The 12,741-nt window shown below is 73.6% G+C and carries 10 protein-coding genes; 5 read left to right on the forward strand and 5 right to left on the reverse strand.

Going from position 1 to position 12,741, the window contains the following annotated elements:
* Nucleotides 1-336: 336 nt before the first annotated feature.
* Entirely contained in the window at nucleotides 337-843 is a 507-nt protein-coding gene (locus tag ACQPZK_RS29885) for an inorganic diphosphatase (protein WP_425730805.1), read from the forward strand.
* A gap of 31 nt (nucleotides 844-874) precedes the next feature.
* Here ACQPZK_RS29885 and eccD read toward each other — a convergent pair whose 3' ends face one another.
* Nucleotides 875-2,278, reverse strand: a complete 1,404-nt coding sequence (gene eccD, locus ACQPZK_RS29890) for a type VII secretion integral membrane protein EccD (protein WP_433536071.1) — start codon at nucleotides 2,276-2,278, stop codon at nucleotides 875-877.
* Between the two features lie 101 nt (nucleotides 2,279-2,379).
* Between eccD and eccCa the strand changes: the two genes are divergently transcribed.
* The 4 genes from eccCa (at nucleotide 2,380) to ACQPZK_RS29910 (ending at nucleotide 9,343) form a co-directional block, all read left to right on the forward strand.
* A complete protein-coding gene (eccCa, locus tag ACQPZK_RS29895) occupies nucleotides 2,380-6,360 on the forward strand; it encodes a type VII secretion protein EccCa (protein ID WP_433536072.1) in 3,981 nt (1,326 codons plus the stop codon).
* A 74-nt stretch (nucleotides 6,361-6,434) separates the two neighbouring features.
* Nucleotides 6,435-7,766, forward strand: coding sequence for a type VII secretion-associated serine protease mycosin (mycP, locus tag ACQPZK_RS29900; RefSeq protein ID WP_433536073.1), 1,332 nt, complete (start codon nucleotides 6,435-6,437; stop codon nucleotides 7,764-7,766).
* Between the two features lie 52 nt (nucleotides 7,767-7,818).
* Nucleotides 7,819-8,610 (forward strand): phosphatase PAP2 family protein, encoded by a 792-nt coding sequence (locus ACQPZK_RS29905; protein ID WP_433536074.1) that lies wholly within the window; start codon nucleotides 7,819-7,821, stop codon nucleotides 8,608-8,610.
* Between the two features lie 37 nt (nucleotides 8,611-8,647).
* On the forward strand, nucleotides 8,648-9,343 hold the full coding sequence (locus ACQPZK_RS29910; RefSeq protein WP_433536075.1) for a phosphatase PAP2 family protein: 696 nt from the start codon (nucleotides 8,648-8,650) through the stop codon (nucleotides 9,341-9,343).
* A gap of 12 nt (nucleotides 9,344-9,355) precedes the next feature.
* On the opposite strand, the gene ACQPZK_RS29915 is transcribed toward ACQPZK_RS29910, so the two are convergent.
* The 4 genes from ACQPZK_RS29915 to nth all read right to left on the reverse strand — a co-directional run bounded on the left by ACQPZK_RS29915 (nucleotide 9,356) and on the right by nth (nucleotide 12,729).
* Nucleotides 9,356-10,534, reverse strand: coding sequence for a MarP family serine protease (locus tag ACQPZK_RS29915; protein WP_433536076.1), 1,179 nt, complete (start codon nucleotides 10,532-10,534; stop codon nucleotides 9,356-9,358).
* A 64-nt stretch (nucleotides 10,535-10,598) separates the two neighbouring features.
* On the reverse strand, nucleotides 10,599-11,291 hold the full coding sequence (locus ACQPZK_RS29920) for an NUDIX hydrolase (RefSeq protein WP_433536077.1): 693 nt from the start codon (nucleotides 11,289-11,291) through the stop codon (nucleotides 10,599-10,601).
* Nucleotides 11,288-11,944, reverse strand: coding sequence for a TlpA family protein disulfide reductase (locus ACQPZK_RS29925; RefSeq protein ID WP_433536078.1), 657 nt, complete (start codon nucleotides 11,942-11,944; stop codon nucleotides 11,288-11,290). Before ACQPZK_RS29925 ends, ACQPZK_RS29920 begins: the two co-directional genes overlap by 4 nt.
* Nucleotides 11,941-12,729 (reverse strand): endonuclease III, encoded by a 789-nt coding sequence (nth, locus tag ACQPZK_RS29930; protein ID WP_433536079.1) that lies wholly within the window; start codon nucleotides 12,727-12,729, stop codon nucleotides 11,941-11,943. Before nth ends, ACQPZK_RS29925 begins: the two co-directional genes overlap by 4 nt.
* Nucleotides 12,730-12,741 lie beyond the last annotated feature (12 nt).

Below are 12,741 nucleotides of genomic sequence, written 5' to 3' on the forward strand. Positions count from 1 at the left end.
CCGGGGCCGAGCCGGACGGACGCCACGGCAGCGGCGGTGGCCGCTCGGGAACCGATTCCTCCGGCACCCGGGGGAAGTGCGCGTCCGGGACGGGGACTCGGCCGGTCGCCCCACCGGGGCCGGATCGTCCGGTACCGCGTACGACGCCCTCGTCCGGGCGGTAGTGTGAATCTTCCCTCCCCACGACCCCCTCCTCCCCCAACGAAAATCGGCTTGGGTGACACTACTTCGGTCCGAAGACTATGCGGCGGCCGGAGTCGGCGGGTGGGCATTCACCTGTCCGGAGGGCCGCCAGTGGTTCCGTTAGCCAGCGTGGGCAGACGAGGGAGCGTGCAGATGGATTTCGACGTGACGGTTGAGATCCCCAAAGGTCACCGCAACAAGTACGAGGTGGACCACAAGACCGGCCGGATCCGGCTGGACCGCACCCTGTTCACGTCCACCCAGTACCCGGCCGACTACGGCTTCATCGAGGACACGCTGGGCGAGGACGGCGACCCGCTGGATGCGCTGGTGCTGGTCCCCGAGCCGACCTTCCCGGGCTGCCTCATCCGCTGCCGGACCATCGGGATGTTCCGGATGACCGACGAGAAGGGCGGCGACGACAAGGTCCTCTGCGTTCCCTACGAGGACCCTCGCCAGGAGCACCTGCGCGACATCCACCACCTCGGCGAGTTCGACCGCCTGGAGATCCAGCACTTCTTCGAGGTGTACAAGGACCTGGAGCCCGGCAAGTCGGTCGAGGGCGCGACCTGGGTCGGCCGCACCGAGGCCGAGGCCGAGATCCGTGCCTCCTACCAGCGGGCGCGGGACGCCGAGGCGCGTGGCGAGTCCGCCCACTGACGTACGACGACCGGCCGAGCCCGGGCGCTGCTCACCCGAGCAGCCCCCGGGCTCTGTCGTACAGGTCGAGCACCGCGCAGGCGACCGGCACCACGGCGACCACCAGGGCCGTGTCGACGAGATCCGCCACCCTTCCCAGGTACGGCGAGACCGGCCGTCGCGCGTACCCGACGCCCGCGGCCACGGTCACCAGACCCACCGCCGCCCCGCCGAGGACCAGGGCCAGGCGGCCGGTGTCGTCGGTCCGGTCGACAAGCACCGCGCCCAGCACCGCGTAGCCGGCGAGCCCGGCGAGCACCGTCGGCACCCGGTGCCGTAGCGCCACGAACAGCCGGGACCGCAGCAGCAGCACGGCCGAGACCACCGCCACCAGCAGCGGGCCGGCCGTCCCACCAGCCACCCCGAGTACGACGGCGGCGCCGACCGCCAGCACCGCGTGCCCAAGCAGCATTCCGGTGAGCATCTCCTCGGTGCGGGTGACCGCCGCCTGCACCCGACCCCGGTCCGGTAGGTCGCCGGCCCGTTCCGGCTCGGCGGCGGGCGGTGCGGCCGGCAGGGTGATCGGCGGCAGTGGCAGCTTGCCGAGCCGGATGGCCAGCAGCGGGATCACCCCGATGGCGAAGACCAGCGCGCTGAGCAGCACCGCCGCCGTGCCGGCGGGAGTCAGCGGCAGCGCGCCGAGCGCCGCGCCGGCACCGAGCAGACCGACCGTGACACCGGCTACGAAGATCCGTTGTCGGCTCGCCACCCCGAGCAGACCGACCAGCGCCACGAGCAGCAGGGCCACCGAGCCGGCCAGCAGTTCGGGCGCGCCGACCCAGCGCGCCGGCACGAGCGGGCCGACCGGGTCACCCGAGCCGACCGCCAGGGCGCCGGCCGTGAAGGCGTACGGGAGCGCGTAGCCGCCGAGCGTCGCTCCGGCGGTGCCGTCGCCATTCGCCCGGCTGGCGACGGTGCCGGCCACGGTGAGCAGCAGCGCCACGGCGGCCGCCGCGACCCAGCCGCTTCTCGCCGTCGGGCCGCTGGCGAGCAGGGCGAGCAACCCGACGGCGAGCGGCACGGCGGCACCGGCGAGACCGGCGACCCGGGTGGCGGCGGGGGACCAGGCTCCGCCACGTCGACGGGTCCCCTCGGCGATCGCCTCCACGACGTCGTCGTACTCCAGCTCGGGCCAGTGGGCACGGGCCGGTACCAGGTGCAGCACCTCGCCGTCGCGTACGCCCTGTGGCAGAAGCGCCTGCGCGGTCGCCAGCAGCGCCCCGTCGGTGCGGCGCAACACCCAGCCGCCGTGCCGTTCCCCGTCGTCGGCCAGTCCCTCGCCGGCGTGCCGGAGCACGTCGGGCAGCAGCTCGGCCAGGGGGACCTGCTCCGGCAGGGCGACGTCCACCCGCCGCTGGGGCGCGCTGATGGTGACGCGGGCCAGTCCGGTTGTCATCGACCGGTCTCCATATCGAGCGGTGTCGGAGGCTGCGGGGACGACAGGACTTTACCTACCATGAGCCAGGCTCGGGTTACCCAGCGCAGTCAGGAGGCCGAGTGTCCACCGTCGTCATCAAGCGCCCACCACGTCGGCCGGCACCCGAGATCCCCGTCGGCGAGCTGCCCGTCGAGGCGCCGCCGGAGATCCCGGCGGTGGCCGGCGGCCGGTGGCAGCAGGCGCTGATGGTCCTGCCCATGCTCGGCGGCACGGTGGCGATGGCGATGATGTTCGGGCGGGGCGGCGGCGCGTACTCGTATGTGGTGGGCGGCATGTTCGGACTCTCGTCGCTCGCGATGCTCGTCACCACGTGGGGCAGCGCCTCGGGCACGCCGAAGAAGTCCGAGATGATGGCGGCCCGCCGCGAGTACCTGCGCCACCTGGCGACGCTGCGCCGTCGGGTCCGGCAGACCGCCGGACAGCAGCGCGCGGGGCTCTACTACCGACATCCCGACCCGGCCCGGCTGTGGTCGACGGTGGACAGTCGCCGGCTCTGGGAACGCCGCCCCGGCGATCCGGACTTCGCGGTGGTACGCGTCGCCGTCGGCCCGCAGACGCTGGCCACCCCGCTGGTGCCGCCGGTCACCCGGCCGCTCGAGGAGTTGGAGCCGATGACGGCCGGCGCGCTGCGCCGCTTCCTGGACGCGTACTCCGTGGTGCCGGAGCTGCCGGTGGCCCTGTCCCTGCGCAGCTTCGCCCGGGTGCACGTGCGCAGCGCCGCCGGCAGCGGCCCGACCACCGGCGGGCCGCCCACGCCGACCGGTGACCTGGCGGCGCAGGCCCTGGCCCGTGCCGTGCTGATCCAGCTGGCCGTGTTCCACGCGCCCGACGAGCTGCTGATCGCGGTCTGCGCCGGCCCCGAACGCCGCGCCGACTGGGAGTGGGTGAAGTGGCTTCCGCACGCGCACCACCCCGGGCGCACCGACGCGCTCGGGCCCGCCCGGCTGGTGACCTCGTCGGGCGCGGAGCTGGAACGGCTGCTCACGGACGTGGTGGCCACCCGCTCCCGGTTCAGCCCCACCGGCCCGGCCACCGACGGCCCGCACGTGGTGGTGGTCCTCGACGGCGGCGACCTGACCGGCGCCACCGACCTGACCGGCGACGGCGGCATCGACGCGGTCACCGTGCTGGACCTGGACACGCCACCCCCGCGTCTGCTCGACCGGTACGCGCTGCTGCTCGAGCTGCGCGGCCGGCGGCTGCACTCGTGGTCGGTCGAGGGGCACGCCGAGGTGGGCAGCGCCGACCACCTCGACCTCGTCGACGCCGAGGCGGTCGCCCGACGGCTCGCGCCACTGCGGCTGGCCGGTACGGCCCGCGGCCCCGACGCCCCACTGGAGGTGGAGCTGGGGCTGCCGGAGCTGCTCGGGCTCGGCGACCCGGAGAGTTTCACCGCCGAGCAGGGTTGGGTGCCGCGTTCGCCCCGGGACCGGCTGCGGGTGCCGATCGGGGTGGGCGTCGACGGCGGCGCCATCGAGCTGGACCTCAAGGAGTCCGCCCAGGACGGGATGGGCCCGCATGGTCTTCTCATCGGTGCCACCGGGTCGGGCAAGTCCGAGCTGCTCCGTACGCTCGTGCTGGGTCTGGCCGCGACGCACAGCTCGGAACAGCTCAACTTCGTCCTGGTCGACTTCAAGGGCGGCGCCACGTTCGCGCCGTTCGACCGACTGCCGCACACCGCCGCCGTGATCACCAACCTGGCCGACGCGTTGCCCCTGGTGGACCGGATGGTCGACGCGATCAACGGGGAGCTGGTCCGCCGGCAGGAACTGCTGCGCCGCGCCGGCAACTTCGCCAGCGTGCGCGACTACGAGCGCGCCCGCTCGGCCGGTAGCCCGCTCGCCCCGCTGCCGTCGTTGCTGCTGATCTGCGACGAGTTCTCCGAGTTGCTCTCCGCCAAGCCCGACTTCATCGACCTGTTCGTGCAGATCGGTCGGCTGGGTCGGTCGCTCGGCGTGCACCTGCTGCTCGCCAGCCAGCGCCTGGAGGAGGGTCGGCTACGCGGGTTGGACACACACCTGTCGTACCGGATCGGGTTGCGCACCTTCTCCGCGCTGGAGTCCCGCACGGTGCTCGGCGTGCCGGACGCCCACGAGCTGCCCCGCTCGCCGGGCCACGGCTACCTGCGCGCCGGCACCGATCCGCTGGCCCGGTTCAAGGCCGCGTACGTCTCCGGCACCGTGCGCCGTCGGGCCGCCACCGCCGGCGTCACGGCCGGCGACGAGGCCCGCCTGCTCACGTTCACCACCCACGCCGTACCGCTGCCCGAACCGGCGACACCGGCCCTGCCCATGGTGGCCGAGAACGACACCGACCGGGAAACCCTGCTCGACCTGCTGGTCGACCGGCTCGTCGGGCAGGGCCCACCCGCACACCAGGTGTGGCTCGCGCCGCTCGGCGACCCGCCGGCCCTGGACGAGCTGGTCGGCCCGGTCGAGGTGGACCCGGCGCGCGGGCTCGCCGTGGCCAACCCCGAGCTGCACGGGGCGCTGGGCGTGCCGGTGGCCGTGGTGGACCGGCCGTTGGAGCAGCGCCGGGACCTGCTCTGGCTGGCCCTGGACGGTGCGGCCGGGCACGTGGCGGTGGTCGGCGCTCCCCAGAGCGGCAAGTCCACGGCGCTGCGGACGCTGATCTGCGCGTTGGCGCTCACCCACACCCCGACCGAGGCGCAGGTCTACTGCCTCGACTTCGGCGGCGGAGGCCTCGCGGCGCTACGCGACCTGCCGCACGTGGGTGGCGTGACCGGCCGCGCCGACCCGACCGCCGTACGACGCACCGTCGGCGAGCTGACCACTCTCCTGGCCGACCGGGAGCGCCGCTTCGCCGAGCTGGGTGTGGAGTCGATGGCCACGTACCGGCGACGTCGGGCCGCGACGACGACCGACCAGCCGGACGCCGACCCGTTCGGCGACGTCTTCCTGGTGGTCGACGGATGGAGCACGCTGCGCAGTGAGTACGACGACCTGGAACCGCTGGTCACCGACCTGGCGACCCGCGGCCTGTCGTACGGGCTGCACGTCGTCGCCACGGCCCTGCGCTGGCTGGACTTCCGTCCGGCGATCCGGGACCTGTTCGGCTCCCGGCTGGAGCTGCGCCTCGGCGACCCGGCCGACTCCCTGGTCGCCCGGCGGGCCGCGGCGAACGTGCCGGAGCGTCCCGGACGGGGGGTGACGGCCCAGAGCCTGCACTTCCTGACCGCGCTCCCCCGGCTCGCCGGCCCGAACGGTGGCACGGCCGAGCTGGTCGAGCGGATCGCTGAGAGCTGGTCCGGACCGGTGGCACCTCCGGTCCGGCTGCTCCCACCGGTGCTGCCGTACGCCGATCTGGATCTCACCGCCACCACCGGGCTGCGGCTGCCGATCGGTGTCGCCGAGGCCGACCTGCGGCCGGTGCAGCTCGACTTCGCGGCCGAGCCGCACTTCGTGGTCTTCGGGGACGCCGAGTGCGGCAAGTCCTCGTTCCTGCGGGCGCTGGCCGCATCGATCACCGCGCGGTTCACGCCGGAGGAGGCTCGGGTGATCCTCGTGGACTACCGCCGCAGCCTGCTCGGTGCCATCGAGACGCCGCACCTCATCGGCTACGGCACCGCTGCCGCGCACACCGCGGACCTGGTGGAGTCGGCCGCCGGTTACCTCCAACGACGGGCGCCCGGCCCGGAGGTCACGCCGCAGCAGTTGCGCGACCGCTCGTGGTGGTCGGGGCCGGAGCTGTTCGTGCTGGTCGACGACTACGACCTGGTGGCGACCGGGCCGGCGAACCCGTTGCGGGCGCTGGAGGAGCACCTGCCGCACGCCCGCGACGTCGGCCTGCACCTGGTGCTGGCCCGCCGTTCCGGCGGGGCGGGCCGGGCCCAGTACGAGCCGATCGTGCAGCGGCTGCGGGAACTGTCCACCGCCGGACTGGTGATGGCGGGCAGCCCCGAGGAGGGCGCGCTCGTCGGACCGGTACGACCCGGACCGCTGCCGCCGGGCCGTGGTCGGCTGGTCACCCGACGGGAGGGCGTACGCCTCGTTCAGCTGGCACTTTTGCCGCCACCGTGACCTGTCTTCGCGGTTCCCCCCGTGACGCGTGGGGAAACCGGTAATCTCCGATCGTCATGGTTCCGTCGGGATGAATGGCAGTGGATGTGACTGGGGTTCGGCACAGCGCTCCGGCAGTGGCCCGGCGGGCCGGTCGGGCGCTGCTCGGCGTGGCGGCGCTGGCCGCTGTCGCGGTGCCGGGCGCCGCACCCGTCGCCGCGCCGAGCAGCGGTGGGCAACTCGCCGGCGCGCCGGCCGCGATCGCCCCCGGTGACAGCGTCTCCCGGACCGACCAGGTGCGTGACGAGCAGTGGCAGCTCGACGAGCTGCGGGCCGACACGGCCTGGCGCACCTCGACGGGCCGGGGCGTGACCGTCGCGGTGGTCGACTCGGGCGTGGACCCCAACCATCCCGACCTGGCCGGTCAGGTGCTGCCCGGGCTCGACCTGGTCGGGCCGGCCGGCGGCGCCGGCCCGGATCCGGTGGGCCACGGCACCACGGTCGCCGGCCTGATCGCCGGGCGCAACGACGACAAGCGCGGCGTGGTCGGCCTGGCACCGGATGCCCGGATTCTTCCGGTACGCGTGCTCGACGAACGCAACAAGTACGACGACGCCCTGATCGTCGCCAAGGGCGTCCGGTGGGCGGTCGACCACGGCGCCCGGGTGATCAACCTGTCGCTGGGCGGCAGCGGCGACAGCCCGGCCCTGGCCGCGGCTCTGGACTACGCGTTCGCCCGCGACGTGGTGGTGGTCGCCTGCACCGGCAACCTGGCCACCTCGCCCGACTCCAAGCCCTGGTACCCGGCTCGTGAACCGGGCGTCATCGCGGTCGCCGGGTTGGAGCGCAACAGCGACAACCTGTGGTCCGGCTCGATCACCGGACGGGCGACCGTTCTCACCGCCCCGGCCAGCGGCCTGGTCGGCGCCCGTCCGACCGACGGGTACTGGCGGGTGCAGGGCACCAGCTTCGCGGCGCCGCTGGTGGCGGCCACCGCCGCGCTGGTCCGGTCCCGCTACCCGGACATGCCCGCCGGCCAGGTGGTCAACCGGCTCCTGGTCACCGCGCGGGACATCGGTCCGACCGGCCGGGACGACCGATTCGGGTACGGGGTGGTCGACCCAGTGGCCGCGCTGACCGCGGACGTTCCGCCCGTCGCCGCCAACCCGCTGGACGATCAGACCTCGCCCGGCGTGGTCGGCTTCGGGCCTGCCCCCGGTTCGGGCGACGACGAGGCGGTGAGCGGCGCCGGCAGCGACCCGCTCGGTTTCACCGCTCCCCGGCAGCAGACGGGGTGGACGGCACGTCCGGCGGGCGTGCCGGCCGAATCCCCGCCGGAGCAACTGTGGACGGGGGCTGCGCTCTTCGTCGCTCTGGTCACCGGCGCGGCGCTGATGGTGCGCCGGTTCCGCCGACGCGCTCGCTGAACGCCGCCCACGACAGGCCTGACTGCCCGGCGGGTGGGGTAGAACCGACCGCATGAGTACGCCCCCCACCCGTACCCTCGACACCACCCGACGCCCGTCCTGGCGGCGGCGTCGCCTCGACCCGGAGCACTCGCTGGGGCTGCGGCTGACCCTGGCGGCGACGGCGGCGTTCCTGGTGCTGGTGCCGTTCGCCCTGCTCGCGCTGCTGGTGCTCGGCGCGTGGGCGCCACTGCACCGGCTGGACACGACGATCACCGACGCGCTGCACGAACACGCGGTGGACCATCCGGCCTGGGTCGCGCTGATGCGGGTGTGGAGCGAGGTGTTCGCGCCGATGCCGCTGCGGGTCGTCGTGCTGCTGGTGGTGATCTGGCTGGTGCGCCGGCAGGCCCGCCGGTTGGCCCTCTGGGCGACGACCACCATGGTCGTCGGCGGATTGATGGGGCCGCTGCTCAAGCTGCTCGTCGGCCGGGACCGGCCGGAACTGCTCGATCCGGTGGCGCGGGCCGCAGGCTACTCCTTCCCCTCCGGGCACGCGCTCAACGCCACCCTGACCGCCGGCGTGCTGCTGCTGGTGTTCCTGCCGTACGTCCGGCGCTGGGCGTCGCGAGTCGCGCTCTGGGTCGCCGCGGCGCTGCTCACAGTGGTGACCGGGCTGAGCAGAGTCGCCCTCGGCGTGCACTTCACCAGCGACGTCCTCGGCGGTTGGCTGCTCGGCGTCGCGGTCGTTGCGGCGACCACCGCCGCGTTCACCAGCTGGCGGGCGCACACGGGCCTGCGGCCGGTCCGGCCCACCCGTGACGGCGTCGCGCCCGAGGTCGAGCGGCGACCCGACGCGACCTGAGGCGTGACGGAGACGCCGACCGGGTATTGGCCGGCTCATGTCCGACACCATGGTCCAGATCGTCCGGCGGGTGCTGCTGCCGGTGTCCCTCCTCTTCGGCGTCATGGTGCTGCTCGGGGTGCTGGTCACCCGGGTGTTGAACCGCACCTGGCCGTTCACCGTCGAGGACGCGGTCAACCGGGAGCTCGCCGGTGACCGCACCGGCGGCTGGAACGACGTGTCGCTGGTGTTCAGCACGTTGGCCAGCACCCAGATGATCGTCGTGGTCACCGTGCTGGTGGCCCTGGCGCTGCGACTCTGGCTGAAGCGTTGGCGCGAGCCGCTGTTCCTGTGCGCGGTGGTGATCGCCCAGGCGCTGGTGTTCCTGTTCACCACGATGGTGATCGACCGGCAGCGGCCGGCGGTGGAGCACATGGACGTCTCGCCACCCACGTCGAGCTTCCCGTCCGGGCACACGTCGGCGGCGACCGCCCTCTACGTGGGTATCGCGGTGCTCATGGCCCTGCGGGCGCGTAGCACCGGGGCGAAGGTCGCCTGGTGGACCCTGCTCGTGATGGTGCCGGTGGGTGTGGCGCTCACCCGCATGTACCGGGGCATGCACCACCCGAGCGACGTGCTGGCGTCGTTCATCAACGGCACCACCTGCGTCGCGATCATGGCTCGGGCGGTCCTGGACCGGAGTCTGCGCTGGGGACGCGCGAAGCTGCCGACCGCAGAACCGGCCCGGACCTGATCCGATGCGCGCCTAGGTGCACTCGCCGGTGGCGACGCCCCGGTTGCGCTCGGCGCCGGCCAACGCCACCGGGCGGGCCTCGGCGGCGGTCACCGCGAAGCCGGTGTTGGGGTCGTCGGCAGCCGCCGCGAAGATGACGCCGAGCACCAGGCCGTTGGCCGACAGCAGCGGGCCGCCGGAGTTGCCGCTGCGCACCAGCGCACGGATCGTGTAGATCTCCCGGGTGACGTCACCGGAGGAGTAGATGTCCGGTCCCTTGATCCGGTCGACGTCACGCACCCGGGCCGACTGCGCGTTGTACGGGCCGTCGAGCGGGAAGCCGAGCACGATGGCGTCCGAGCCGCTGCCCGCGTTGCCGGCGGCGAACCGCAGCGACGGGCCGGGGAGCCCCGGCACCAGCAGCACGGCCAGGTCCCGGTTGGGGTCGTACACCACCACCTGGCCGTCGTACCGCTCGCCGCCCAGCTCCACGGCCACCGAACGCGTACCGGCGACGACGTGGGCGTTGGTCATGACCCGATCGTCGGCGTACACGAAGCCGGAGCCCTCGATGCGGCGCGAGCAGCTCGGCGCGGAGCCGAGCACCTTGACCACGGAACGCTGACCGTTGACCACCACCTGCGAGCCCGCCAGCGCCGGGTCGGGCGGCTCGACCTGCCGGGCGCGGGTGGGCGCGAGGCCACCGAAGACGTCCGGGAAACCGTCGGTGTCGACGGTGTCCTCCAACGCGGTCGAGAGCCGGTGTGCCTCCTCCGGCAGGATCCCGTTCACCACGCTGATCAACGCGCTGTTGCGCACCGAGGCGGCGAGCCAGGGCACCGACGACGATCCGAGCGGTACGGCGACCAGCCAGGCCAGCAGGAGCACCGCGAACAGGGAGACGAAGGCCCCACCGATGTCGTCGATCCGCCGGCCCACGTCGCTGGTGATCGTCTTGCGCAGGTGCGAACCGAGCCAGCCGGCGAGCGCCTGCCCGATCACCGCCAATCCGAAGATCGCGACCAGGGAGATCAGCACCCGGGTGCCGGCGTCGACGAACTGCCGGGCGAACAGCGGCCCGAGTTGCAGGCCGAGCAGGAGCCCCAGGAAGAAGCCGGACAGCGAGGTGATGCCGATGACAAAACCCTGACGGTATCCGCTGATCGCGAACACGAGCATGAGCAGCAGCAGGACGAGATCCACGACGGACACGGGGTCCAGCGTACGGGCACCGCGCCCGGCGGATGACCATCGCTTGCGGAAGGTGACCGCGTGGTCAGCGTAGGGCGGTCTCGTCGACCTCGTCGGTGCCGGCCGAGGGGGCCGGAGTGGCGCCGGTGGGCGGCAGGTCGACGAGCTGGCCGGGCGACCACGGGCGGGCCCAGCCGCCCATCTCGAGCAGAGCCGCCAACACCCCGGCGGTGAAGCCCCAGACGAGCATGCCGCGCGACGAGAACGCCGGACCCACCCAGCCGCTGGGGTGGCGGACCCGCAGCCGGTTGGCCGGGTCGACCAGTTCGCGGATCGGCAGTCGTGCCACGTGCGCCACCTCGGCGGGCTCCCGGGGGTGCACCGGGTGCGGGTCGTGCCACCAGGCCAGCACCGGGGTGACCACGAAGTCGCTGACCGGGATCCACAGCTTGGGCAGCTCGGCCAGCACGGTCACGCTGGCCGGATCGAGACCGACCTCCTCGTTGGCCTCGCGGAGCGCGGTGGCGCGGGCGTCGGCGTCCTCCGGGTCGGCCGCCCCACCGGGGAAGGCCGGCTGGCCGGCGTGGTTACGCAGGGTGGCGGCCCGTTGCAGGATCAGCACGTCCGGCCCGGTGTCGGGCTGCTCGCCGAGCAGCACCAGCACGGCGCTCTCCCGGCCACCTTCGGCGGGGGTGGTGAGGCGGGTGAAGTCCTCGACCCGAGCTGTGCCCAGTCGGCTCAGCAGCGGGTCGATCCAGCCGGGAGGGCGACGGGTCACGCCGGCACCGCCACGCCCAGGTGCTGGCGTACCAGCGCGGTGAGCGAGGCGTCGTCGAGGGCCCCGGTGGCGTCGATGTGCCGGATCCGGCCTCCCGAGTCGACGAAGAGGGTCAGCGGGAAGGCGTTGCGCCTCAGCTCCCGTTGCAGGGCGTCACCCTGGTCGACGAGGATCGGAAACCGTACGCCGAAGTCCTCGCCGATGGACTGGGCCCCGCTCCGGCTATCGCGGGTGTTGACCCCGACCACCTGGAGCCGACCGGTGGTCCGCTCGCTGAGCCGCTGGAAGGCCGGCAGCTCCTTGCGGCACGGCCCGCACCAGGAAGCCCACACGTTGATCACGGCTGGGCCGGCCACGTCCCGCAACGCGACCGGCGCACCGCCGGTGAAGCAGGCCAGGGTCAGCGCCGGCAGCGTCTGCCCACCCGCAGTCGGGCCCGCGCCGGGCGAGGCGGAGGCAGCCCCTGGACTGGCCGTCGGTGCCGTGCCCAACGCGGAGCAGTCCCGGAAGGGCGACGGTCGCTCGGCGGCGGCGGCCGGTCTGGGTGCGGGGTCGTCGGCCGGACTGTCGGTGCAACCGCCGACGAGCAGCGCGAGCGGCACGGCCAGCAGGGCGAGCCGCCGGGCCGCCGCCTCCGTGAGCCTGCGGTTCACGGCACCTCCGCGGCGACCGCCTGCGGAGGCACCAGCTCCGGGTCGACCCCGGCCGCCACGGCCAGGTCACGCGCCCGGGGGCCCTTGAGCAGCTTGGCGGCCGCGGCCGGCTCGGTCGGCCCGGTCCCGTACGAGGGGCAGAGCTTCGCGAGGGTGCACGCGCCACAGGCTGGTTTGCGGGCGTGGCAGACCCGCCGCCCGTGGAAGATGATCCGGTGCGACAGCATGGTCCAGTCGCGCCTGGGGTACAGCGCGCCGACCGCGTGCTCGATCTTGACCGGGTCGGTCTCGGTGGTCAGCCGCCACCGGTGCACCAGCCGCTGGAAGTGTGTGTCGACGGTGATGCCGGGCACGTCGAAGGCGTTGCCGAGGATGACGTTGGCGGTCTTGCGGCCGATCCCGGGGAGCGTCACCAGGTCGGCGAGCCGGCCGGGAACCTGGCCGTCGTACCTGTCGACGAGGGCCTGCCCGAGCTTCAGCAGGGAGTCCGTCTTGTTGCGGTAGAACCCGGTGGGTCGGATCAGCTCCTCCATCTCGCCCCGGTCGGCGCCGGCGTACGCGGCGGCGTCCGGGTAGCGGGCGAAGAGCTTCGGGGTGACCTCGTTGACCTTCTTGTCGGTGCACTGGGCGGACAGGATGGTCGCGACGGACAACTCCAGCGCGTTGGAGTGGTCGAGCTCGCAGTGCGCGTCGGGGTGGGTCTCGGTCAGCACCCGGCCGATCTTGCGGGCGCGGCGGGTGCGCCCGAGGTCGGTCTCGCTGGCGGCGGGAGGGCTACTGGTCACGACGGTCAGCCT

The organism is Micromonospora sp. CA-249363 (assembly GCF_050950185.1).
Lineage (GTDB): Bacteria > Actinomycetota > Actinomycetes > Mycobacteriales > Micromonosporaceae > Micromonospora.

What these genes read in the sequence shown, in the direction of transcription:
- ACQPZK_RS29885 (WP_425730805.1), top strand. Translation starts at nt 337, where the DNA reads ATGGATTTCGACGTGACGGTTGAGATCCCCAAAGGTCACCGCAACAAG.
- eccD (WP_433536071.1), bottom strand. Translation starts at nt 2,278, where the DNA reads ATGACAACCGGACTGGCCCGCGTCACCATCAGCGCGCCCCAGCGGCGG.
- mycP (WP_433536073.1), top strand. Translation starts at nt 6,435, where the DNA reads ATGGCAGTGGATGTGACTGGGGTTCGGCACAGCGCTCCGGCAGTGGCC.
- ACQPZK_RS29905 (WP_433536074.1), top strand. Translation starts at nt 7,819, where the DNA reads ATGAGTACGCCCCCCACCCGTACCCTCGACACCACCCGACGCCCGTCC.
- ACQPZK_RS29910 (WP_433536075.1), top strand. Translation starts at nt 8,648, where the DNA reads ATGTCCGACACCATGGTCCAGATCGTCCGGCGGGTGCTGCTGCCGGTG.